Annotated in this window: 19 protein-coding genes and 1 riboswitch; of the genes, 13 read left to right on the top strand and 6 right to left on the bottom strand. The window is 71.1% G+C overall.

Translation table 11 applies throughout. The annotated features are described in order from the left end of the window. Positions 1-242: 242 nt before the first annotated feature. The 9 genes from cpaB to C7S10_RS12710 all read left to right on the top strand — a co-directional run bounded on the left by cpaB (position 243) and on the right by C7S10_RS12710 (position 9,559). On the top strand, positions 243-1,019 hold the full coding sequence (gene cpaB / locus C7S10_RS12670) for a Flp pilus assembly protein CpaB (protein ID WP_108344801.1): 777 nt from the start codon (positions 243-245) through the stop codon (positions 1,017-1,019). After that, positions 1,016-2,245, top strand: coding sequence for a CpaE/TadZ family protein (locus C7S10_RS12675; RefSeq protein ID WP_108344802.1), 1,230 nt, complete (start codon positions 1,016-1,018; stop codon positions 2,243-2,245). Before cpaB ends, C7S10_RS12675 begins: the two co-directional genes overlap by 4 nt. A 1-nt stretch (position 2,246) precedes the next feature. Beyond that, a complete protein-coding gene (locus C7S10_RS12680) occupies positions 2,247-3,767 on the top strand; it encodes a TadA family conjugal transfer-associated ATPase (protein WP_108344803.1) in 1,521 nt (506 codons plus the stop codon). After that, positions 3,764-5,683, top strand: coding sequence for a type II secretion system F family protein (locus C7S10_RS12685; RefSeq protein ID WP_108344804.1), 1,920 nt, complete (start codon positions 3,764-3,766; stop codon positions 5,681-5,683). Before C7S10_RS12680 ends, C7S10_RS12685 begins: the two co-directional genes overlap by 4 nt. 16 nt (positions 5,684-5,699) lie before the next feature. Next, positions 5,700-6,626, top strand: a complete 927-nt coding sequence (locus C7S10_RS12690) for a type II secretion system F family protein (RefSeq protein WP_165807139.1) — start codon at positions 5,700-5,702, stop codon at positions 6,624-6,626. Then, a complete protein-coding gene (locus tag C7S10_RS12695; RefSeq protein WP_108344806.1) occupies positions 6,623-8,197 on the top strand; it encodes a sensor histidine kinase in 1,575 nt (524 codons plus the stop codon). The genes C7S10_RS12690 and C7S10_RS12695 overlap by 4 nt, the downstream gene beginning before the upstream one ends. After that, entirely contained in the window at positions 8,172-8,819 is a 648-nt protein-coding gene (locus tag C7S10_RS12700) for a response regulator (protein ID WP_243395348.1), read from the top strand. Before C7S10_RS12695 ends, C7S10_RS12700 begins: the two co-directional genes overlap by 26 nt. Before the next feature lie 327 nt (positions 8,820-9,146). Continuing rightward, positions 9,147-9,326, top strand: a complete 180-nt coding sequence (locus tag C7S10_RS12705; RefSeq protein WP_207769361.1) for a Flp family type IVb pilin — start codon at positions 9,147-9,149, stop codon at positions 9,324-9,326. An 80-nt stretch (positions 9,327-9,406) separates the two neighbouring features. Continuing rightward, a complete protein-coding gene (locus C7S10_RS12710) occupies positions 9,407-9,559 on the top strand; it encodes a Flp family type IVb pilin (protein WP_108344808.1) in 153 nt (50 codons plus the stop codon). Between the two features lie 139 nt (positions 9,560-9,698). Here C7S10_RS12710 and C7S10_RS12715 read toward each other — a convergent pair whose 3' ends face one another. The 5 genes from C7S10_RS12715 to C7S10_RS12735 all read right to left on the bottom strand — a co-directional run bounded on the left by C7S10_RS12715 (position 9,699) and on the right by C7S10_RS12735 (position 14,227). Beyond that, positions 9,699-10,943, bottom strand: coding sequence for a hypothetical protein (locus C7S10_RS12715; protein ID WP_133176511.1), 1,245 nt, complete (start codon positions 10,941-10,943; stop codon positions 9,699-9,701). 4 nt (positions 10,944-10,947) lie between these two features. After that, the gene (locus tag C7S10_RS12720; RefSeq protein ID WP_243395349.1) at positions 10,948-11,925 is read right to left on the bottom strand and encodes a C40 family peptidase; all 978 of its coding nucleotides are present in this window, start codon (positions 11,923-11,925) and stop codon (positions 10,948-10,950) included. Between the two features lie 26 nt (positions 11,926-11,951). Then, a riboswitch (cyclic di-AMP (ydaO/yuaA leader) is annotated at positions 11,952-12,103 on the bottom strand. Positions 12,104-12,276: 173 nt separating this feature from the next. Beyond that, positions 12,277-12,483 (bottom strand): hypothetical protein, encoded by a 207-nt coding sequence (locus C7S10_RS12725; protein WP_108344811.1) that lies wholly within the window; start codon positions 12,481-12,483, stop codon positions 12,277-12,279. A 47-nt stretch (positions 12,484-12,530) separates the two neighbouring features. Further along, positions 12,531-13,931, bottom strand: a complete 1,401-nt coding sequence (locus C7S10_RS12730; protein WP_108344812.1) for a hypothetical protein — start codon at positions 13,929-13,931, stop codon at positions 12,531-12,533. 26 nt (positions 13,932-13,957) lie between these two features. Then, positions 13,958-14,227, bottom strand: a complete 270-nt coding sequence (locus C7S10_RS12735) for a hypothetical protein (protein ID WP_108344991.1) — start codon at positions 14,225-14,227, stop codon at positions 13,958-13,960. 63 nt (positions 14,228-14,290) lie between these two features. Between C7S10_RS12735 and C7S10_RS12740 the strand changes: the two genes are divergently transcribed. Beyond that, positions 14,291-16,069 carry a DEDD exonuclease domain-containing protein gene (locus C7S10_RS12740; RefSeq protein ID WP_108344813.1) on the top strand — a complete coding sequence of 593 codons (1,779 nt, stop codon included), beginning with the start codon at positions 14,291-14,293 and terminating at the stop codon, positions 16,067-16,069. 6 nt (positions 16,070-16,075) lie between these two features. Here C7S10_RS12740 and C7S10_RS12745 read toward each other — a convergent pair whose 3' ends face one another. Beyond that, entirely contained in the window at positions 16,076-16,354 is a 279-nt protein-coding gene (locus C7S10_RS12745; RefSeq protein WP_108344814.1) for an Lrp/AsnC family transcriptional regulator, read from the bottom strand. A gap of 123 nt (positions 16,355-16,477) precedes the next feature. On the opposite strand from C7S10_RS12745, the gene C7S10_RS12750 reads away from it, so the two are divergent. From C7S10_RS12750 to C7S10_RS12760, 3 genes are read left to right on the top strand one after another with little or no spacing between them, the layout of a single operon-like run. Next, positions 16,478-20,719: an Ig-like domain repeat protein gene (locus C7S10_RS12750; RefSeq protein WP_108344815.1), complete on the top strand. Its 4,242-nt coding sequence runs from the start codon at positions 16,478-16,480 to the stop codon at positions 20,717-20,719. A 23-nt stretch (positions 20,720-20,742) separates the two neighbouring features. Continuing rightward, positions 20,743-21,375 (top strand): GNAT family N-acetyltransferase, encoded by a 633-nt coding sequence (locus C7S10_RS12755; RefSeq protein ID WP_108344816.1) that lies wholly within the window; start codon positions 20,743-20,745, stop codon positions 21,373-21,375. Next, positions 21,372-22,757 carry a hypothetical protein gene (locus tag C7S10_RS12760; protein WP_108344817.1) on the top strand — a complete coding sequence of 462 codons (1,386 nt, stop codon included), beginning with the start codon at positions 21,372-21,374 and terminating at the stop codon, positions 22,755-22,757. Before C7S10_RS12755 ends, C7S10_RS12760 begins: the two co-directional genes overlap by 4 nt. The last annotated feature ends 2 nt before the right edge of the window (positions 22,758-22,759 follow it).

Genomic DNA, 22,759 nt, shown 5'->3' on the forward strand with positions numbered 1-22,759 from the left:
CCACGCACGAAGTCACTAGGCCAACGACCACCCGACTAGTCACTTCGGGTGGTGCGAACACTACGGTCGGGCCGTTTGTTCGGTTTAGCCCACGCCCGGCGTGACAGCGCCCTAGATTCTCCGGCTGGGGCGGAATCTGGGTCCTCCCCGAGGCTGCCACGCAGCGGATCCGACGCCGCCGACAGCCGTGTGCGCACCCCAGAAGAAACCCCCTGGATTCTCTGACCGCGAAGGATCGCCACATGGCACGCCGTTCCGTCCTCCTCCTCGTCGCCGCCCTGATCGCCCTCCTCGGCACGGCGCTGATCGTGCTCTACGTCAAGGGCATCGACCAGCGAGCCACCGAGGGCCAGGAGATGGTCGAGGTCCTGACCGCCTCCGCCACCATCGAGACCGGCGAGGACGTCGCCAGCGCCCAGGCCGCCGGCAAGTTCGAGAAGTCGCAGGTCCGTCGCGCCGACGTCGTCGAGGGCGCGCTCACCACGACCTCCTCGATCACCGACGACGTCGCGCTCGGCATGATCTTCCCCGGCGAGCAGATCCTCGCCGGCAAGTTCGGCAGCCTCAGCGACGCCGACGGCCTCGTCATCCCCGACGACAAGCTGGCCGTATCGGTCGAGCTCTCCGACCCCGAGCGGGTCGCCGGCTTCGTCAACCCCGGCTCCGACGTGGCGATCTTCATCTCGGCCGACCCCAAGCTCGTCCTCCCGGACGGCTCGGAGAAGACGCTGCCGCCGTACACTCGCCTGCTGCTCCCGAAGGTGCAGGTCATCGGTGTCGGTACGACGAGCGTGTCGTCCAAGACGACCACCACCGAGGCGGGTGCCGAGGTCGTCGAGCAGGTGCCGAGGACCATCCTCACCGTCGCGGTCGACCAGAAGGACGCGGAGAAGCTCATCTACGCCTCCCGCAACAGCGACGTGTCCTTCGCGCTGCTCACCAAGAACTCGAAGATCGCCGACAAGCCCGGCGTCACGGCCGACGAGCTGATGCCCGAGATCTTCCGGACTGCCCAGTGACCGCGATCCTCGAGCCCGACTTCGGGCAGCTGGCCATCGTGCAGACCATGCTGCACGGGTCGGTGGCGTTCAACACGATCGAGGAGCTCGACGCCCACATCGCTGCGAACCCGCACGAGTTCGCCGTGGTGATCGGCCCCACGGTCGACGTCGAGGCCGCCACCGCGTTCGCCAAGTGGGCCCGCATCAACCGTCCGGACCTCGGCGTGATCCTCCTGCGTCGCACCGTCGACCACGACGTCCTGACCACGGCCCTGCGCAGCGGCATGCGTGAGGTCGTCGAGGCCAACGACCTGGCGGGCATCACCACCGCCGTCCACCGCGCCCGATCCGTCGCCAGCGAGATCGCCAAGACCATCGAGGTCGAGGCGCGGGCCGCCGCCACCTCGGCCGTCGCCCAGGCACGCGCCGACGTCGCCGCCGAGCAGGCGGCCGCGGACGCGCCGCAGGCCACCGTGCTGACCGTCTTCTCCACCAAGGGCGGGGTGGGCAAGAGCCTGGTCGCGACCAACACGGCCGTCGCGCTCAGCGACGCCGGTCAGCGGGTCTGCCTGATCGACCTCGACGTCAACAGCGGTGACGTGGCGATCATGCTCCAGCTGACCCCGGCGCGGACCATCAACGACCTGGTGGCCTTCAACGGCAGCATCGACGAGCAGGCCATCGAGTCGATCCTGACGCGGCACTCCGACCGGCTCTCCATCGTCGCGGCCCCGGTCCGGCTGGACTCCCCCGACCATGCCTCGGCGGTCGACATCGGCACGATGATCGACACCCTCAAGGGCATGTTCGACTTCGTCGTCATCGACACGTCGGGGGTCTTCGACGACAACGCGCTGACCGCACTCGACCGGACCGACACGATCATCCTGGTCGCGACCCTCGACATCCCGGCGCTCAAGGGCCTCAAGCTCGCGACCGGGACGCTCGACCTCCTCAACTTCTCGCGCGACACCTGGAAGTTCGTGCTCAACCGGGCGGACGGCAAGGTCGGCCTCACCACCGACGAGTTCGAGTCGACGCTCGGGCTGAAGTCGGACATCTCGCTCGTCTCCAGCCGGGAGGTCCTCTCGGCGGTCAACCGCGGGGAGGCTCTGGTGCGCGCCTACCCGTCCCACGCCAACAGCAAGGCGATCACCAGCTTGGCCCAGTCGTTCGTCAAGGTCGACGACCGGGTGTCCACGGGATCCAAGTCAGGGTCCCGCCTGCGCCTCAGGAGGGGCTGACATGAGTCTCAGCGACCGCATCGCCGCCGCCCAGCGCTCGGCGCGCGAGCCTGCCGCGGCGCCCGCCCCGCAGGCGCACGTGCCGTCCCACGCAGCGCCGCCCGCCGCCCCCGTGGCGCCCGCGGGCGAGCCGGTGGGCCCGTCGGCTGCCGCCCACGCGGCCACGCGGCCCGCGGCCCCGACCAGCACCCCCGGCACCCAGTCGACCGCGCTGGCGTCGCTGGCGACCCCCAAGAAGTCCGGCCGCGACCCGTTCGCCACGGTGAAGAAGATCGTGCACGCGCGGCTCGTCGAGGCCCTCGGCCCCAAGCTGTACGACGCGCACATGACCCAGACGGAGCTGGAGCAGCAGGTGCACGTCGCCCTGCAGACGGCCCTCGCCGAGGCCGACCAGCCGATGTCCTCGGTCGACCGCGCCCGGGTGTCGCAGGAGATCGCCGACGACATCCTCGGCTACGGCCCGCTCGAGCCCCTGCTGCGTGACAGCGACCTGTCCGAGGTCATGGTCAACGCGTTCGACAGCATCTACATCGAGCGCAGCGGCAAGCTCGTCAAGACCGACTCCGCCTTCGCGGACGAGGCGCACCTGCGCCGCACGATCGACAAGATCGTCAGCAAGATCGGGCGCCGCGTCGACGAGACCAGCCCGATGGTGGACGCCCGACTGCCCGACGGCAGCCGTGTCAACGCGATCATCCCGCCGCTGGCTCTCGACGGGTCCAAGCTCACGATCCGCAAGTTCTCCGAGGACCCCTACACCGTCGAGGACCTGATCGGGTTCAACACCCTCTCGCGCCAGGCCGCCGACCTGCTCGAGGGCTGCGTCCGCGGTCGCCTCAACATCCTCGTCTCCGGTGGTACCGGTGCCGGCAAGACGACCACCCTCAACGTGCTGTCGTCCTTCATCCCGCACGACGAGCGCATCGTCACCATCGAGGACGCCGCCGAGCTCCGGCTGCACCAGGACCACGTGCTCCGCCTCGAGTCGCGCCCCGCCAACATCGAGGGCAAGGGTGCCGTCACGATCCGCGACCTGGTGAAGAACTCGCTGCGTATGCGTCCCGACCGCATCGTCGTCGGTGAGATCCGCGACGCCGCCGCGCTCGACATGCTGCAGGCCATGAACACCGGCCACGACGGCTCGATCTCGACCCTCCACGCCAACACCCCCCGCGACGGTCTCTCCCGTCTCGAGACGATGGTGCTGATGGCGGGCATGGACCTGCCGGTCCGCGCCATCCGCGAGCAGGTCGCCAGCGCCGTCGACCTGATCATCCAGCAGACCCGTCTCAAGGACGGCACGCGTCGCATCACCGCCATCACCGAGATCGTGGGCATGGAGGGCGACATCATCACCACACAGGACGTGTTCCTGTTCGACTACTCCGCCGGCACCGACGAGCACGGCAAGTTCAAGGGCAACCTGAAGTCGACGGGCCTGCGCCCGCGCTTCCTCGAGCACCTCGCCGACCACGGCGTGAAGATCGACCCGGCCGTCTTCGCCACGGGGGCCGGTCGATGACGCTCCGGCACTGGAGCCGGTCCGGGGTGCTCCTCGCCTCCGCGATCGCCACCACGCTGCTGACGGCCACGCCTGCGCTCGCCGCCGACGAGGTGAGCATCGACCACGTCGAGTCCACGGACGGCGTCGTGTCGATGATCGTCTCCGTCGACGGTGTCCCCGGCGGGGGCATCGGCAGCGACGACTTCGAGGTGCAGGTCGACGGCAAGGGCGTGGACGCCGACGTCTCCAGCGTCTCCGCCGGCAACGTGTCACGATCGACCATGCTCGTCGTCGACGCCAGCAACAGCATGCGTGGCGCCAAGTTCGACGCAGCCTCCGACGCCGTGACCGCGTTCCTCGCCAACGCGCCGTCCGACGTCCAGGTCGGCATGGTCGCCTTCGCCGGCAAGGTCGGCACGGTGATCAAGCCCAATGGCGACCGCGCGGCCCTGCTCGACGAGTTCAAGAACCTCGACCTGACTGCCGGGACCAGCGTCTACGACGCACTCGACAAGGCCATCGACGTGGTCGGCACCGAGGGCTCCCGGTCGCTGCTCGTCCTCTCGGACGGGGCGGACACCGGCAGCAGCGCCACCGTGGCCGACATCGCCCGGAAGGCGACCGACGCCGAGGTCGTCGTCGACGCCGTGTCGATCGGCTCGGTGGTCGACTCACTGCCCTTCGTCGAGCTGTCCGAGAAGACCTCGGGCCAGACGTTCCCCGCCGATGCCGACGCGCTCAGCCAGCTCTTCGCCGACCAGGCCGAGGCCCTCGCCCAGCAGATGCTGGTCAAGTTCAGCCTGCCTCCGGGCGTGAGCGGTGACGCCGACGTCGCCGTCACCGTCCAGGGCGCCGGCGACACCTTCGACGACTCCGCCTTCGTCAACGTCGGCGACCGCAGCTCGACGGCGGTCTCGGTCGAGCCCGAGTCCACGATCGTCGCCAAGCCCCTGATCGGGACCCCGGTGATGCTCGCCGGCGCCGTCGCCCTCTTCCTCGGGATCGCGGTCCTCCTGTGGGCCATGATCGCCGGCTCGACCGGCCGCAAGGCCTCGGTGGAGAAGCGCCTCAACTCCTACTTCGCCAGCGGCGACGGCCGGTCCGGCGACGACGTCGGCAAGCGCCGGGCGGCCGAGTCGGCCGTGTTCATGGACTCGGCGGTCGCGATCACCGACCGGTTGGTCAAGAAGGACTTCGAGGACCGGGTCAACAAGCGCCTGGTGGGTGCCGGTTCGGCCCTGACCGCGTCGGAGTGGGTGCTGCTGCACGCGGCCATCGCGCTCGGCACCGCGGCGGTCTTCTTCTTCCTCCTCGGCGGCGCCATGTCGGTCCTTGGCCTCCTGCTCGGGATCGCGCTCCCCTGGCTCTACCTCGGTCGACGCCACTCCAAGCGGCTGCGTGCGTTCAACGGCCAGCTCGCCGAGACCCTCGGCCTGATGGCGGGCGGCCTCCAGGCCGGTCTGTCCCTCCCGCAGGCCGTCGACACGGTCGTCCGCGAGGGCATCGAGCCCATGTCCGGCGAGCTGCGACGCGCGCTCGTCGAGCAGCGTCTCGGCATCGACATCTCCGACGCGCTCGAAGGCGTCGGCGAGCGGATGGAGAGCGAGGACTTCTCCTGGGTGGTCATGGCGATCCGGATCCAGCGCGAGGTCGGCGGCAACCTGGCCGAGATCCTGCACACCGTCGCGGACACGCTGCGCGAGCGGGAGTACCTCCGCCGCCAGGTCCGCGCCCTGAGCGCGGAGGGCCGCATGTCGGGCTACATCCTTGCCGCCCTGCCGGTCTTCGTGATGATCTGGTTGTCCTTTGCCAACCGTGACTACATCGAGGTGCTGTGGACCACCCCGATCGGCTTCGTCATCCTGGGCGTTGCCAGCATGTTCCTCGCCCTGGGCGGCTGGGTCATGGCCAAGATGGCCCAAGTGGAGGTCTGACACCATGTCGTCTTCGATGTTCCTTCTTCTCGGCGCCGTCCTGGTCTTCGCCGCGTTCACGCTCGCCCTCAGCCTGATCGGGGTGACGAGCAGCGAGCGCCGCGGGGTGGCCCGGTCGATCGGTGCCATCCAGGCGCTCGACTCCGCTCCGAGCGCGCTCAAGGAGGCCGAGCTCGAGCGCCCCTTCGCCGAACGCGTGATCGGCCCCCTGGGCGACCGCTTCGTCGACCTCGGTCGCAAGATGGTGCGCGCCGACACGGCGACGAAGCTGCAGTTCCGCCTGGACGTGGCCGGCAACCCGCCCGGCTGGGGCGTCACCCGGCTGATCGGCCTGAAGGTCCTCGGCCTGTTCGTCTTCGGGCTGGGCAGCTTCTTCTACCTCGCCGTGCTCGGCATGCCGCTGATCCGGCTGTTCATCATCGCCGGGCTACTGGCCGCCTTCGGCTACGTCCTGCCCAACATCCTGCTCTACAACGCCGGCGAGAAGCGCTCCAAGCTCATGCGCAACGCGCTGCCCGACGCGATCGACCTGCTCACCGTCTCCGTGGAGGCCGGTCTCGGCTTCGACGCGGCCGTGAGCCGGGTGGCCCTCAACACGACCGGCCCGCTGTCCCAGGAGTTCGCCCGCCTCCTGCAGGAGATGCAGCTCGGCATCGGCCGCGCCGACGCCATGCGCGCCATGGCCGAGCGCTCGTCGATCCAGGACCTCAAGTCCTTCTGCATGGCCATGATCCAGGCCGACAGCCTCGGCATCCCGGTCGGCCGGGTGCTGCGGATCCAGAGCTCGGAGATGCGGGTCAAGCGCCGGCAGCGCGCGGAGGAGAAGGCGCAGCAGGTCCCGGTGCGGATCATGATCCCGCTGGTGCTGTTCATCCTTCCGTGCCTGTTCATGATCGTGATGGGTCCCGCCGCACTGAGCATGATCGAGATGTTCTCGCGGTGAACCCGACTGCCTCGCAGACCTTCAACGCGTCGCTGAGGCAGTGGCGAGTCACCACCGCGGTCCGGGTGTTCGGGCTGGCCCTGGCCACGGGGAGCGCCGCAGCGTCCGGCCAGCTCGGACAGGCGACGCCGCTGATCGCGGCGCTCGCCCTGATCGCCGGCGTCGCCAGCGCGCTCGAGTGGGGCACCCCCACGTTCAGCACCCGGTGGCTGCCGGTCGGCGAGGCCCTCCTGAGCGCGCTCCTGCTGCTCAGCGCCCCCGAGCAGCCCGGCGTGGTGGCCTACCTCGCGGTCCCGCCGATCGTCGCGGGTGTCCGCTCCGGGCTGGTGACCACGGTCAACGCCACCTTCGTCGCGGCCGTCGCGAGCATCGCCACCACGGTGATCTCCTCCGAGCCGGACACGGTCGAACGCCTGACCCGGGCCGGCGTGTGGCTGCTCGCGGGATTCGGGGTCGGTCTGCTCGCGAGCTGGCAGCTGCGATCGGTCCGCGACTTCGAGGCCAAGCAGGCGCCGTACGCCGCTGCCAACCAGCTCATGGTCCAGCTCCACCAGCTCGCCCAGCGTGGCCGCCTCGGGCTGGACAGCGCCCAGCTCGCCGTCGAGCTCGAGACCGAGCTCCGGGCCGCGACGGGCGCGCAGCAGTCGGCCGTCTTCGTGATCGGCACCGACGACTCGGTCGGCCTGCTGGCCGCCCACGGCGACGCGGCGGCCCTGTTCGCCCTGCGCGACCAGCTCTCCCAGAGCGGCCAGACCCTCCCCGACGTCGCCGAGCTCCCGCTGCGCGCGGCGGACAAGATCCGCGGAACGGTGCTCCTCATCCGGTCCTCGGGGTGGACCGACGAGGAGCGCGCGGAGGTGCAGGAGATCGCCGACGAGTTCGTCGTGCGCCTCGACACCGCCGTCCTCTTCGACGACGTCCGCCTGATCGCGACCGCCGAGGAGCGCAACCGGCTGGCCCGGGAGATGCACGACGGCGTGGCCCAGGAGGTCGTCGCCCTCGGCTTCCTGGTGGACGAGATCGAGACCGTGTCGAGCGACCCCGAGACGCGGGCGCTCGCGGCCACCCTGCGCGACGAGATCTCGCGCGTCGTCACCGAGCTGCGGTTCTCCATCTTCGACCTGCGCCACCACGTCGCGGAGCACCGGCTCTCCGGCGCCCTCGCGGAGTACGTGCGCGAGGTGAGCCACGGCTCCGACCTGCGCGTGCACCTGCTGCTCGACGAGTCCGGCCCACCGCTGCCCAGCTGGACGGAGTCCGAGCTGCTGCGCGTCGCTCAGGAGGCGATCGGCAACGTGCGCAAGCACGCCCAGGCGATGAACCTGTGGGTGACCCTGACCTCCAACACCGCCGGGATCACCCTGCGGGTGGAGGACGACGGGATCGGCAACGCCGCGCCGCGCGAGCGCCACTGGGGCATCCAGACCATGACCGAGCGTGCCGAGCGGATCGGTGCGCACCTGACCATCTCCCCCCGACCGGACGGCGGCACCGTCGTCCTCCTGTGTTCCACTGACGTGGCCCAGCCCGAAAGGACCGAGACCCGTGACCATCACCGTTCTTCTCGTTGACGACCATGAGCTGATCAGACAGGGTCTGGCGCGCGCCTTCGAGCGCGACGACCAGTGCACCGTGGTCGGCCAGGCCGGCACGGTGGCCGCGGGCCTGGCTGCCTACACGGAGCTGCAGCCCGACGTCGTCGTCTCCGACCTCCAGCTGCCCGACGGCCACGGGCTCGACGTGGTGCGCGGCGTGCGGGCCGAGAGCGACACCGCCGGGGTCGTCGTGCTCACCATGCACGCCGGCGACGACCAGATCTTCGCCGCCATGGAGGCGGGTGCGTCCGGCTTCGTCGGCAAGGACAGCAAGGCCACCGACGTCGTCAGCGCGGCCAAGCACGCGGCCGTCGCCCCCCGGACCTTCCTGTGCACGGGCCTCGCGGCGGCGATGATGCGCCGCGCGACCTCACCCTCCACGCCGACGCTCTCGGCGCGCGAGGAGGAGGTGCTCTCGCTGCTCGCCGACGGGCTGGGCACCGGCGAGATCGCCGGCAAGCTCTACCTCAGCGAGTCGACCGCCAAGACCCACATCACGCACATCTACCAGAAGCTCGGCGCCGCCAACCGCGCCCAGGCCCTGGTGACGGCCATGCGCATGGGACTTCTCGACCACCTGGCGCCGCAGCGCTTCTGACGGGTTCCACAGCCCCTCGGCGAGGGCCGGGAGCCGCACACCGGTGCGGCTCCCGGCCCTCGCTGCGTCCGTTCGCGTGCACGTCCCGGACACGCGTACGGCGCTCGCCGACCACCACGAATCTCGTGCCTGACACGCTGCTCGACGCCCCGTCCTCCGACCGGTCCCGGACCCGGTCCGGAGGACTGTGTGGAGATAGCCCGAATGGACTAGCGCGTCCCGACCGATCTCCTGATCCGACGATCGCGCCGTTCCAGCAAGATTCTCGTTACCGGGTCCCCCCGGGCCCGCACCACTTTGACTTCACCACAACACTAGGGGTTCACCATGCTCGAGAAGTTCATCACCTTCATGATCGTCGGCCGCGACAAGAACAACGAAGAGGGCGCCACCGCCGTCGAGTACGGCCTGCTGGTCGCGCTGATCGCCGCCGTCATCATCGCCGTCGTCGTCCTGCTCGGCACCCAGATCAACACCGCGTTCAGCTCCATCACCAGCAAGCTCTGATCGCGTCCAGGAGCCGGGGCCTCTCGCTCGAGAGTCCCCGGCCTTCTGCATTTCGCACCACCAACCCCCCGGAGGTAGGCATGAACGCTCGGCCCGAACACGAGGCAGACCACGAGCGCGGCGCGACCGCCGTGGAGTACGGCCTGCTGGTCGCACTGATCGCCGGCGTCATCATCACCACCGTCATCTTCCTGGGGCAGCACATCATCCCGCTGTACGAGCTCACCTTCTGACCTCGACAGCGACACACGACCCGGCCCGCTTTGCGCGGTGCCGGGTCGTCGTCGTCTCGGGCCCCGCCGCGCGAGCTGCCGGCCGATCGCACGACCACCGTGACCACGAGCGCGCACCGACGGACGACGCGCCTGGAGGTCACGACGCCAGCCTGGAGAGGCTCTCCTGCCATCCCCTGAGCACCTCGGCGCGGGTCAGACCGACCGTTCCGAGGGCCTGCGTCGTGCTCGCCCCGCCTGCGGCCGCGCGGTAGACCCTGACCAGTCCGCGCTCCCCCGCCTCGGCGGCGATCTCGACGCAGGCCAACCAGGCCAGCTCGTAGGCCGCCTCCAGGTCGGTGGCCGAGGTGTCGAAGTCGGCGGGTCCCGGTAGCCCGTCCGGCACTCCGTCGCGGCGCACGCTCGCGATCGCCCGGCCGGCGGTCGTGGTGACCGGGAGGTCGACGTCGCGCAGGGCGACGTAGTCGGCGAACCCCTCCTGCAGCCACGGGTCCGGCGCCGCCGTCGTCGCGTCGGTGGCGACGTGGGTGAGCTCGTGGCTGATCACCACCTGCGCGCCGGCGCCCCGCAGCCGGCCGGTGACCACCGGATTGACGAAGACGCGCACCGGCCCCCCGGCTCGCGGGTCGCCGTCGGCAGCCGCGGTGACGGCCGCGATGTCGGTGTAGGTGCCCTCGGCCACGCCGAGCGCGTGGTCGAGCTCGAGCGGGCTGGCGGGCACCTCGACGACCACCGCGGGCCTCCAGCCGGGCAGCACGCGCCGCACGACCGGGATGGCGCGGCGCACGCGCTGGAGGTAGCCGCGTGCCTCACGCGACGCCTGGTCCCCGCCGGCCATCACCAGCACGTCGGGCGTACGTCGCACGGCCAGCCGTCCGCGCAACCAGGTCGGCGAGATGCGGTCTCCGCCGCCCAGGTCGGTCACGGCCACGCCCTGGCCGTCGGGTGCGAAGTGGGCCAGCACCTCGGCGCGGGCAGGCTGCTGGTCGAACCCGTCGAGCGCCCACGTCAGGTCGAGTGCCGCCGTCCACGAGCCGTCGCTCGACACGGCGCCCACCTCGTCGACGTACCTCGCCGACAGGTCGGTGAGCCGCAGGTCGCGGGCGTTGTGCGCGACCGCTCCCAGCAGGGCACGCGCTCGATCGTCACCCGCGGGCGCCAGGTCGGCCGCCGCATCCGCGTCGCCCGCGGCCAGGGCTCGCACGAGTTCCTGGGTCACCGACGCCGCGGCGCCCGCCCGAGCGGTCGGCGCAGCGGTCCTCGGCGAGAGGTCGGCGCGATAGGGCTCGTCGCTGCCGACGCGCCACACCGCGAGGGCGACGAGGGCCACCAACAACGAAGGACCGGCCACCCACCAGCGTGGGCGACCGGTCCTCGAGGTCACGGCATCAGCCAGGACGAACCGCGCCGACGTACGGCATGGAGTAGAGGCCGGAGACGGCGACGCCGGTGCCGGGATTGGCGGCGTGCACGATCAGGCCGTTGCCGATGTACATGCCCACGTGGCTGATCGGGCTGTAGTAGAAGACCAGGTCACCGGGCTGCAGGGCGCTTGCGGAGATGTGCGGGCCGGACGAGTACTGCGCGCTCGAGGAGTGCGGCAGGCCGACGCCGGCGGCGCCCCAGGCGCGCATGGTCAGGCCGGAGCAGTCGAAGGCGTTGTCGCCGGTGGCGCCGTAGACGTAGGCGTCACCGACCTGCGCCATGGCGTAGGCGACCGCGGCGGCGGCGCGACCCGAGGCGGGCACGGAGGCCGGCAGGCGGGCCTCGCCCGAGCGGGAGGCGCTCAGGAGTCGCTCGCGCTCCTCGGCCTCGAGGTCGGCGAGCACGTCCTTCGCGTCGGCGAGCTTCTCGTCGACGCTCTCCTGCTCGGCGGCGAGCTGCTCGGTCGTCTCGGCGATCTCGGCCGCACGGTCGGCGGTGGCCTCGCGACGCAGGTCGAGAGCCTCGAGCTCGGTCGAGTAGGCGTCGAACATGGTGTCCTGCAGGTCGTTGAACCCCGACATCGTCGAGAGCTGACCCAGGAAGGCGGTGGGGTCGTCGGAGACGACGACCTGGCCGACGGTCGAGATCGACTCGCCCTGGTAGCCGCGCAGGACCGAGTCGGCGACCTGGTCGCGGACCGCCTCGAGCTTGTCGCTCTGGCGCTCCTCGTCGGCACGGAGCGCGGCGAGGTCGCTGCGCAGGTCGGCGAGGTCGAGCTTGGCGTCGTTGTAACGCTCCTGCGCCTGCTCGGCCTCGTGGTAGAGCCGGTCGACCTTGGACTTGACGTCCTTGATGCTCGGGTCGGCCTGGGCGGGCGTGACAGGGACGAGTGCGATGGCGGCGATCGCCGTGACTCCCAGCAGGGCGCTGGCGAGTCGCATCCGGTCGTGATTCACGAGCGGGTGTTCTCCCTTGTGTCGTACGTCTACCGGGTGAGCTGACGGGTTCGGGCACGACATGCCCTACGCCTCCTCGGTCATGTGCAGGCACATGTCCTCGGACGCGATTCACCCCAAGTGGGACGTGGTTCCCCGGCTCCGGGGCCGACGACGGGGGGTCTACGGCACCGAACTCGACGCGGTGCTCGCGCGGACCCGAATGGCCCACTTCCACGAGCACCAGAGCGACCACAGTAGACGTCTGCGGCCAGCGCCGCCAAACTTCCCAGCTCTTCGGCCAGCGTGTCGCGCCGGCCGTGTGACGGACGTGACAGATGGGGCGCACGGGACGAGTCAGGCGGACTCGACGACCGGCCCCGCCACCGGTTCGACGAGGCGCAGCGGCGGCACCAGTCCCCCGTCGGCGAGCGCTTCCAGGGCCCGCCGCTCGTCGTCGTCGAAGGTGAGCTCCGGCGGGGGCCCGAGCAGCACCGTCACCATGCAGTCGTGGCACGCCAGGCCGCGCACCAGGCAGCTGTCGCAGTCGATTCGTGTGGTCATGGCGGCAGCGTGGCACCGACCACCGACAACGGAACCGGGAGCGGGCCTCAGGTGCGGACGTAGATCAGCCAGGAGCCGTCGAGCTCGGTCACGTCGAAGTCCGAGAGCCCCGCCATCCGCTCGTCGGCCGCCGAGCCCTCGCGCACGAGCACGGCTCCGCTGGCCGCCACGGCCGTGGCCATCCCGGGACGTCCGGCCATGAAGTCGAGGTAGGCCCGCTGGTCGGCGGGCTCGAAGGCGTCCAGCGGATTGCTGAGCCAGACCTTGGTGCCGTGCACCGCCAGGCTCTCGACGACGGGCTCGGGGGCGAGGACCACCTGTCCCGGTGCGGCCTGCGCGACCTGGGCCGCGAACCGCTCGTCGTCCTCGGAGAGCGCGTGCGTGCGCTGGAGGAGGAGTGCTCCGGCCGCCACCGCGCCCACCAGGCACACGACGGTGGCGCGCGCCGACGGCCGACCGAGCGCGGGCGGGACGTCGGGGTCGCCGGGAGTGGCGGTCCGCGAGGGGGCGCGGCCGGCCGCTGCCGGTGCGGTGAGGAGTAGCAGGAGCCAGATGCCGTTGCGCGCGGCCACGACCGTGGCGACGAGCAGTCCGGCCAGTGCGACGTACTCCCACAGCGGCAGGCGACGCCGCAGGGCGAACGCCCCGAGGACGACGGCCGCGGCGATCATCAGCAGGTCGAACGGGTCGCTCAGGTTGGGTGCGGCCCACAGGCCCTCACCCTGCGCGGCCGCCTCGTTCTGCATGACGCCGAGGTAGTACTCCCCCGTGCGCCACGTAGCGGGGTTGACGAAGAGGGCCGCCAGGGTGGCGAGGCCGACGAGGATCGTCTCGGCCGGACGCCGGGAGAGCCGGGAGAGGAGGAGGTACGCCCCGACCACGCAGACACCGAGGAGCACGGACCCGTGCAGGTTGCCCCACACGGCGACCAGCACGGGCGCCCACCAGATGCCTCGTCCCGGACGCACGTGCTGCGACCGGACCAGGAGCAGGACGAGTGCGAAGGGCAGCAACGAGAACGTCTGCAGCCGAACGACGGCGAACACCGAGATGCCGCCCAGTAGCAGGGCCCCCAGTGCCAGCGCGGTCGACCGGTCGCTCGCGCCACGGCGGCGGGCGTCCACCGCGACGACCGCCAGCGTCGCGAGGACGGTGAGGAAGTGCCACAGCAGCAGGGCGGACAGTCCCGGCCCGTGGAGGACGGAAAGGACGACCTCGGCGACGAGCAGCACGGGTGGCCAGCCGTCGCTCGGGGCGACGGCGAACGGCACACCGTCGGGCACCGAACCCGTGCGCCTTACGTCGTCGCCGAGCGCGACGAGCCACAGCAGGTCGGCGCCGACGAGCGCCAGCAGCGCCAGCACGAAGGCGGCGGTGAGCAGGCTGACACCGACGGCTCCCCAGGAACGGTCGAGGTCCTCCGGCGCCCCTGGGCCGTGCTGCGTCATGGGCTGGTCACCGGATGCGTGCGGCGCTACTCCGCGGCCGACCGCGTCGGGTCGTCGGCGGGTGAGGCCTCGTTGCGGTCCACGACCTCGATCGCGTCGTCGCGCCCGCACCAGCGGCACGACACCGACTCCACCGACTCGTCCTTCACCTCGGTCGACTCGACCTCGTGGTCGCCAGCCAGGTCGAAGTGCCAGAACTCGGTGGTGCGTCGGGTGCGCGTCACGTCGAAGCGGGTGAGGTTGCCACAACCGCCGCAGCGCCAGCGCTGGGTGGCATCGGGGAGGTCTGTCGTCACGCCGGCCACCCTAGTGGCGCGCCTTCCCCGGCGATGTCGGTGGTCCGATCTAGCGTCGACGACATGAGCACCACGGCCACCACCCCGTCCCGGTGGGAGACCCAGCGCAGCTTCGACGAGCTGGGACGGCCGTTGCGCGACATCACCTTCTGCGTCGTGGACCTGGAGACGACCGGCGGGTCCGCCGCAGCCGGGTCGATGATCACCGAGATCGGCGCGGTCAAGGTGCGCGGCGGTGAGGTGCTCGGCGAGTTCCAGACCCTCGTCAACCCACACACCGCGATCCCCCCGTTCATCGCGGTGCTCACCGGCATCACCAACTCGATGGTCAGCGACGCCCCGGCCATTGAGTCGGCCCTGCCCGCGTTCTTGGAGTTCGCGGCCGGCACCGTCCTGGTCGCCCACAACGCGCCGTTCGACGTCGGCTTCCTCCGGCACTTCGCCGACGCCCAGCGCCTCGCGTGGCCCGGCTTCGAGGTGCTCGACACCGCCAGGCTCGCCCGCCGCGTCATCACCCGTGACGACGCCCCCAACTGCAAGCTCTCGTCCCTCGCGCAGCTGTTCAACGCGACCACGACCCCCAACCACCGGGCCCTCTCCGACGCCCGCGCCACCGTCGACGTCCTGCACGGGCTCATGGAGCGCCTCGGTGGGGTCGGCGTCCACACGCTCGAGGAGCTCCAGACCTTCAGCTCCCGCGTCACCACGGCCCAGCGCCGCAAGCGTCACCTCGCCGAGGGGCTCCCCCACGCACCGGGCGTCTACCTCTTCCGCGACGACCGCGCGCGGGTGCTCTACGTCGGCACGTCCAAGGACCTGCGCAGCCGCGTCCGCACCTACTTCACGGCCTCGGAGACCCGCACCCGGATGGGCGAGATGGTCGGGCTGGCCGAGTCCGTCACCACGATCACCTGCGCCACCCCGCTGGAGGCCGAGGTCCGCGAGCTGCGCCTGATCGCCGAGCACAAGCCGAAGTACAACCGCCGCTCGCGCTTCCCGGAGAAGATGCACTTCGTCAAGCTCACCCGCGAGCCCTGGCCGCGGTTGTCGATGGTCCGGCGGGTGCTCGACGACGACGCCGACTACCTCGGCCCGTTCTCGTCGAGGAAGTCGGCCGAGAAGTGCCTGGCCGCACTCCACGACACCTTCCCCGTCCGCCAGTGCTCCGACCGGTTCGGCGCGACGCCCTCGCGGGCTCCGTGCGTCCTCGCGGAGATGGGCCGGTGCCTGTCACCGTGCGACGGCAGCACCGACGCATCGACGTACGCCGCGGTGGTCCGCCAGCTCCGCGACACGCTGCTCCGACGTCCCGACGACGTCGTCGACGCCATCCAGCGGCGGATGACCTCGCTGGCCGACCTCGACCGGTTCGAGGAGGCGGGCATCCACCGCGACCGGCTGGCCACCTTCGTCCGCGCCGCCGCGCGCACCCAGCGCCTGTCGGCCCTCAGCCGGTGCCCGGAGGTGGTCGCCGCGCGGCGCGAGGACGACGGCCGGTGGGCGGTCCACGTCGTGCGCCACGGCCGTCTCGCCGCCGCGGGCGTCATCCCGTCCGGTGCCGACGCCCACCACTTCGTCCACCAGCTCCGGGCCAGCGCCGAGACGGTCGCCGACGCGCCGGGGCCGGTCCCCGCCGCGACCGCGGAGGAGACCGAGAAGGTGCTCCGCTGGCTGGAGGCGCCGGGCGTCCGGCTGGTGGACGTCGACGGCGAGTGGGTGTGCCCCGTCGGGGGCGCCACCCGCCACCTGTCGGTCTACGACGCGGTCAACCAGTCACGGCTGTCGCTCGTGCCGTTCGACGAGCAGCGGCTGCCGTCGACCGTGCACCAGCCGGCGCGCTGAGGCGGCTCAGTCCAGACCGAGCGAGAACGCCGACTCCAGGTCGTGCTTGGAGAACGTGCGGAAGGCGATGTGGGTCTCGGTCGAGGTGACGCCCTCGACCTTGTTGAGGGAGTCGGCGACCACGGCCGCGACGTCCTCGTGCTTGCTGACCCGGATCATCGCGATCAGGTCGATCTGGCCGGTCACCGAATAGACCTCGCTGACGCCGTCGAGGGCCGCGATCGCCTCGGCGACCTCGGGGATGCGGGCGACGTCGGCCTTCACGAAGACGATGGCGGTGATCATGGGGCCACCGTAGCGGTCGGCCCGCCCCGCCCGGCCCGATCGGGTGGTGTGACTAGTCCTTTCGGACTATGCCCGACCATTCGCCGTCCACGAGTCGCCCGCCGCCCCTAGCGTGCGCATGTCATGTCGCGAATCTGGGGGATCAACATGCCTGTGCCCGTGCCTGCTCGACGCTCGATCATCGGGCGGTTCATCCCCGCCCTGGTGCTGGCGATCGGCATGTCCCTCCTCGCAGCAGCGCCGCCCGCGAGCGCTGCGGCCGAGGCTCCGAGCGGCCTCACCGCCAGCGGATCGCCCATCCCGACCCTGTCGTGGGGCGTCGTGTCGACGGCCGACCGCTACCGCGTGCAGGGCTCCGAGGACGCGAGCTTCTCCAACCTGCTGTTCAACGAGGAGACCAACGGCAACCGCTACACGCCGACGCGACCCTTCCGTGCCGGCACGCTCTACTGGCGGGTCCAGGCCTCCGACCAGACCGGCACCAGCGGCTTCAGCACGTCGCAGGTGACGATCGCGGCCCCCAAGGTGCCGACCAACCTGGCCGTGTCCTCCCCCGCCGGCCAGGTGCTACCGCCCGTCTCGCCCCCGGTCATCTCCTGGGCCCCCGTCGCCGGTGCCACCAACTACGAGATCGAGATGGACGCCGAGGGCGACGGCGTCGGCGGCACGCTGCGCGGCAACATCCGCACCACGACCTTCGTCTGGCCGGACCCGCAGGGCGTCGGCGAGCGCGCGGGCTCCGAGGACTTCTTCGTCCGCGTCCGCGCCCGCTTCGACTTCGATCTCCAGAGCGACTGGTCCTCGTGGGTCAAGTACGACGTCGCCCAGCTCCCGCCCGTGACCTCCACCACCTGCGCCACCGGCCTCGTCTGCGCCCCCGACCCGACCGCGGGCGTCCGTGACAGCCGCACCGTGCAGGACGTCGTCTTCGACTGGGACCCGGTCAAGGGCGCCAAGCAGTACGAGGTCTGGGTGGCCCTTGACCGCGACTTCAACAACCAGGTCGAGAAGCGGATCGTGAGCTCGACGCGCTACTCGCCCCAGACGACGTACGACAACAACAACTACTTCTGGAAGGTCCGCGCCTACAACGCGGCCGAGCAGCCCACCCCGTGGCCCGCCTCCCCCAACGTCTTCCAGCGCCGCTGGCCGATGTCGCCCACGCTGGTCTACCCGCCCGTGGCCTCGTCGCCGGCCATCGGTGACGACCTCTACTTCCAGTGGAGCCCGGTCAAGCACGCCACCCGCTACCGGCTCGACGTCGGCGGCGACGTCAACTTCACGCCCGGGTCGTTCGTCAAGTGCTACACCGCGAGCACGACCTACACCCCCGGCTTCCGCAACGACGGGTGCATGCCGCCGCAGGGCTCGGTCGTCTTCTGGCGGGTCTTCGCCTACGACCTGCCCGGCCCCTACGGCACGCCCGACACCGGCGAGCCCGGCGTGGAGAGCAACGTCTCGGCCACCGGCCGCTTCGTCTACGACTCCGGCGCCGTCAACCTCACCTACCCGGCCGACGGCGCGACCGTCGCCGTGCCGACGATGGCGTGGCAGCCCAGCAGGGACGCCGAGCGCTACCGGGTGACCGTCACCAACGTCTCCACGGGCGAGGAGCGCGTCGTCGAGACGACCGCCCTGTCGTGGACGCCGTACGGCGCGCTGCCCACCGACAACGACAACGACGACCCGACCCGCCAGCCCGACACCTTCGTCTGGAAGGTGTCCGCCCGTGACGCCGACGGCAAGTACTCGCCGGCCCCCCTCTACGCGACGCGTTCGTTCGTGCTGCCCGAGACGCCGCCGGCCGCGGGCGGACAGCCGCTGCGCCCCCTCGCCAACGAGCACGACACGATCACCTCGCGGTTCCCGTCGCTGTCGTGGCAGCCGTGGTCGCAGGCCGAGCCCGGCGCGGTCTACTACTCGTTGAAGGTCGCCCAGGCCGGCTACGTGTTCGGCACCAACGAGACCGAGGTGCTCGGTGCCCGGCTGAACTACCCGGCCGTGACCGACCAGAACGACTTCTTCCTCTCCCCCGGCACCTACGACTGGTGGGTGGAGGCGCGCAGCTCGAGCAACAACCAGATCCTCGGCACCGGCACCAGGAGCACCTTCACGATCGCGGACCAGGGCGAGGTCACCGGCCAGCGCGTCGCGCTCGACGGCAAGGCTGTCGACGCCGGCAACACCTGCAACCGCCGGCTCGTGCTGGTCAACCAGGTCGCCGACGAGGCCACCATCTGCCAGGGCCTGCCGGCCACGCCGGTGCTCGACTGGGACTCCATGCCCGGCGCCGGCGGCTACATGATCTACCTCTCCGAGGACCCCGACTTCACCAACCTGCTCCTCGACCCGCAGAACACGACGACGCAGAACTCCCGCTGGACCCCGTCGTTCGCCGACGCGCTGCCGGCCTTCGACGACAACGAGTCGGGCCCGGCCTACTACTGGTTCGTCCGCCCCTGCGTGCGCATCAGCCAGTTCAGCAACTGCGGACCGGACCCGAGCGGGTCCGAGGACGTCGGGACCAACGCGTTCCGCAAGGTCTCACCCAAGGTCGTGCTCACCTCCCCCGCAGCTGACACGTCCTTCGCCGACGAGGTCACCTTCACGTGGCAGGACTACTACGACACCAACCAGGCGAAGCCCTCGCCGTACGGCGGTGCCACGCCGAGCCACCAGACCGGCAAGCGCTACCGCATCCAGGTCGCCCAGTCGGCCACGATCACCGACTCCAACGCCATCGACGACCGGTACGTGGACCAGGCGACGTACACCGCCTACGAGAACACCTACCCCGAGGGTGACCTGTGGTGGCGCGTGCAGGCCATCGATGCCCGGGAGAACAAGCTGGCCTGGTCCGACACCCGCAAGATCGTCAAGGCCACGCCCGCGCCCAATCTCGACCCCAACGTCGCGGCCCCGGTCGAGCGCCCGAGCGTTGACCCTGCCGCCAGGCCCGCCTACGGCAGCCACGTCGGCGCCGGCCCGGTGACGTTCCAGTGGTCGGCCGAGACCTTCGACGCCACCTGGGACATCGAGCTCTACAAGAACGACGACACCTCCCTGTCCGCGGCCAACCGCGTGTTCTCCGAGCAGGTGCGCCAGGCCGCCTTCGCCTGGACCGAGCCGCTGGCCGCGTCGTCCGAGGCCTACCGCTGGCGGGTGCGGCGCACCGACGTCCGCGGCAAGCCCGGCCGCTGGTCGGACTTCGGCCGGTTCTGGATCGACCCGCTCCCGGTCACGCTGGCGACGCCGGCCGACACCGCGGTCATCGATCCCTACGGAGCCTCCTTCACCTGGGCGCCGTACGCCGCGTCGGCCTCCTCCCAGGCCTCGCGCTACCTGTTCGACATCGAGCCCGTCGGCGGGGTCGGCTACAACCCCGGGCCCGTGAGCACCCCGGCCACGGCCTGGTCGCCGCAGCAGACCATGCCGTCCGGCTCCTACACCTGGTCGGTCACGTCGTACGACGCCCGCGGCAACCGCATCGGGTCCAGCCCGACGTGGCGCTTCGAGGTCGACGGCGCGGTCCGGGTCGTCACCCCGGCGGCGATCCAGGCGCCCGGCGGCTCGGCCGTGGGCCAGACCCTCACCAGCTCCGACCCGGTGTGGTCGCGTCCGGACGTGATCAACGCCTACCAGTGGCTGCGTGACGGCCAGCCGATCGGCGGCGCCAACGCGCCGACCTACACGCTGATCAACGAGGACTACACCCGTGCGGTGTCCCTGCGCGTGACCGGTCGCAAGCCCGGCTTCAGCGACGGCTCGTCGACCAGCAACGCCTTCGCGATCACGGCGGGCGGTGCGGTCATCAACACGATCGCCCCGGTCATCTCCGGCAAGGCGGCCCCCGGCAACACGCTCAACGTCACCGGCGGGATGTGGTCGCAGCAGTCGGAGCTCAGGTACCAGTGGCTGCGCCAGGGCGCGCCCATCCCCAACGCGACCGGGTCGAGCTACAACCTGTCCGCGCTCGACGCCGGCAAGCAGCTGACGGCGATGGTGTTCGCCAAGGCCAACGGCTTCGCCGAGGGCTCCGCCAGCACGGCGCCGGTCCAGGTCGCGCGCCTGACCTCGACGGTCACCCTCGCCCTGTCCGCCGACCGGGTCAGCCGCAAGACGCGCGTGAAGGTCGGTATCACGGTCGCGGTGCCCTACCTCCCGGGACCGACCGGCCAGGTCAAGGTGTTCGACGGCGCCAAGGCGCTGAAGACCCTCACCCTGCTGAGCAAGAGCAACGGCCAGGTGTCCTGGAAGCTGCCCAAGCTCAAGAAGGGCAAGCACAAGATCAAGGTCGTCTACCTCGGCACGCCGTCGGTCGTCGGGTCGAAGTCGAAGGTGACCAAGCTCTTTGTGGGCAAGTGACATCGCGGCAGTAGTCTCCGCTCGTGAACTGGCTCGGTGACCACTGGCTCGACGTCCTCGGCTGGGGCGGAAGTGCACTCCTGGTGTACTCCCTGCTCCAGTCGAGGGTGCTGCGCCTGCGCGTCCTCAACCTGGCGGCCTGCCTGATCCTGACGGTCTTCAACTGGGCTCTCGAGGTCTGGCCGATGGTCGGCATGAACATCGTGCTCTCGGCGATCAACCTGTGGTTCATCGTCAAGCTGATGAGCGACCGCCACGACGAGGCCGCCTTCGAGGTGCTGCAGGTGCGGGGCGACGACGAGTACCTGCGCCACGTGCTGCGGGTGCACGGCGCCGACATCTCGAGGTTCAACCCCGAGTTCGTGCACGACCCGGCCGCCACCGACCAGAGCGCCTTCCTCGTCACCCGCGGCGACGAGACCGTCGGGGTCGTGCTGCTGACGGCGGAGGGCGACACCGCGCATGTCCTGCTCGACTACGTCACGCCCCGCTACCGCGACTTCTCCCCCGGCGAGTTCATCTGGCGCAAGAGCGGGATGCTGAGCGAGAACGGCTACCGCCGGGTCGTCACCTCGCCGCACATGGTCGCCCCCTACTACGACCGGGTCGGGTTCCACCGCGACGGCGGTTCGTGGGTGCTCGAGCTGACCCGATGATCACCACGCTCATCCGGCGCGTGCTGCCGGTGGCGGTGGTCGCGATCCTCCTCGGCGCCGTGGTCCGCGCGCAGTCGCGCCCGCCACTCGGCGCCGACGGCTACTTCCACCTGCGCATGGGACACGAGCTGCTCGGCGGCTGGTCGATCCGCGACCCCGGTCACCTCGGCCCCTACGACACGGCCGACTGGCTGCCCACCCAGTGGCTCTCCCAGATCGGCATGGCGGCCATCGAGGACCGCGCCGGGCTGGCCGGCGTCATGTGGGTCGCCGGCGTCCTCGTGCTCGTCCTCGCCCTCGCCGTCTTCGTCGTGTGCCGGCAGACGGCCGCCCCGCTGCCGGCGGCGCTCGCCACCATCCTCGCCTGCTCCGCCGCGAGCCCCGGGTTCTCGGCCCGACCGCAGGTGTTCAGCTACCTCTTCGTGCTGGTGGTCACCGCCGCGTGGCTGGCCACGCTGCGCGACGGCCGGGCCCGGTGGTGGCTGGTCGCCGTCGCCTGGGTCTGGGCCCCCCTCCACGGGCTCTGGCCGATCGGGATCGTCATCGCCGTCACCGCGATCGCCGGACTCGCCCTCGAGCGCACCCTGCCCGCGCGCCAGCTCGCACGCCTCGCGCTGATCCCCGTGCTGTCCGCGCTGGTGGTGCTGGCCACCCCGCTCGGGTTCGGGGTGTACGGCGCCGTGCTGGCCGTCGGCTCCCGCGCGCAGTACTTCGCCGAGTGGGGGCCCACCGACTTCACCGAGCCCTACGCCATCGCGCTCCTCGCCATGTTCGCCGTGGTGCTGCTGGTCGGCCTCAAGCGTCGCAGCCTCGCCTGGGGCCAGCTGCTGCTCGTCGGGCTGGCCGGGGCGCTGGCCGTGTCCTCGGCACGGATGACCGTGCTCGCGGCGCTGGTGCTCGCGCCGTTGGTGGCCGAGGCGCTCCAGGAGTTCGTGCCCGCGGCACCGGGCCTGCAGCGGCGCGAGGCGCTGTCGCTGGCCGTCGTCGCCGTCCTCTGCGGCGGAGTGCTCGCCGCCGTCGTGCACGCACGCGCCGACGACGAGGTCGCACCCGCGTGGCTGGACGCCCACCTCGACGCCGTACCCGCCGGCACGCGCGTCCTCAACGACTGGGACACCGGCGCCTACTTCCTGTGGCGCCACCCCCAGCTCGCCCTCGCCATGCACGGGTACGGCGACGTGTTCACCGACGACGAGCTGCAGCGCAACCTCGACATCACCCGGCTCAAGCCGGGCTGGGACGACGAGGTGGCCGACCTCGACGCCGAGCTCGCGCTGGTCGACCCCGACACCCCGCTCGGCTATGCGCTGGTCGAGGACCTCGGCTGGCAGGTCATCGAGGCGGACGACGACTTCGCGCTGCTGAGCCCGCCGGAGAGCTGACC

This window comes from Nocardioides currus (genome assembly GCF_003057875.1).
GTDB classification, from domain to species: Bacteria; Actinomycetota; Actinomycetes; order Propionibacteriales; family Nocardioidaceae; genus Nocardioides; species Nocardioides currus.

What these genes read in the sequence shown, in the direction of transcription:
- cpaB (WP_108344801.1), top strand. Translation starts at nt 243, where the DNA reads ATGGCACGCCGTTCCGTCCTCCTCCTCGTCGCCGCCCTGATCGCCCTC.
- C7S10_RS12680 (WP_108344803.1), top strand. Translation starts at nt 2,247, where the DNA reads ATGAGTCTCAGCGACCGCATCGCCGCCGCCCAGCGCTCGGCGCGCGAG.
- C7S10_RS12685 (WP_108344804.1), top strand. Translation starts at nt 3,764, where the DNA reads ATGACGCTCCGGCACTGGAGCCGGTCCGGGGTGCTCCTCGCCTCCGCG.
- C7S10_RS12690 (WP_165807139.1), top strand. Translation starts at nt 5,700, where the DNA reads ATGTTCCTTCTTCTCGGCGCCGTCCTGGTCTTCGCCGCGTTCACGCTC.
- C7S10_RS12705 (WP_207769361.1), top strand. Translation starts at nt 9,147, where the DNA reads ATGCTCGAGAAGTTCATCACCTTCATGATCGTCGGCCGCGACAAGAAC.
- C7S10_RS12710 (WP_108344808.1), top strand. Translation starts at nt 9,407, where the DNA reads ATGAACGCTCGGCCCGAACACGAGGCAGACCACGAGCGCGGCGCGACC.
- C7S10_RS12720 (WP_243395349.1), bottom strand. Translation starts at nt 11,925, where the DNA reads ATGCGACTCGCCAGCGCCCTGCTGGGAGTCACGGCGATCGCCGCCATC.
- C7S10_RS12725 (WP_108344811.1), bottom strand. Translation starts at nt 12,483, where the DNA reads ATGACCACACGAATCGACTGCGACAGCTGCCTGGTGCGCGGCCTGGCG.
- C7S10_RS12730 (WP_108344812.1), bottom strand. Translation starts at nt 13,931, where the DNA reads ATGACGCAGCACGGCCCAGGGGCGCCGGAGGACCTCGACCGTTCCTGG.
- C7S10_RS12740 (WP_108344813.1), top strand. Translation starts at nt 14,291, where the DNA reads ATGAGCACCACGGCCACCACCCCGTCCCGGTGGGAGACCCAGCGCAGC.
- C7S10_RS12745 (WP_108344814.1), bottom strand. Translation starts at nt 16,354, where the DNA reads ATGATCACCGCCATCGTCTTCGTGAAGGCCGACGTCGCCCGCATCCCC.
- C7S10_RS12750 (WP_108344815.1), top strand. Translation starts at nt 16,478, where the DNA reads ATGTCGCGAATCTGGGGGATCAACATGCCTGTGCCCGTGCCTGCTCGA.
- C7S10_RS12760 (WP_108344817.1), top strand. Translation starts at nt 21,372, where the DNA reads ATGATCACCACGCTCATCCGGCGCGTGCTGCCGGTGGCGGTGGTCGCG.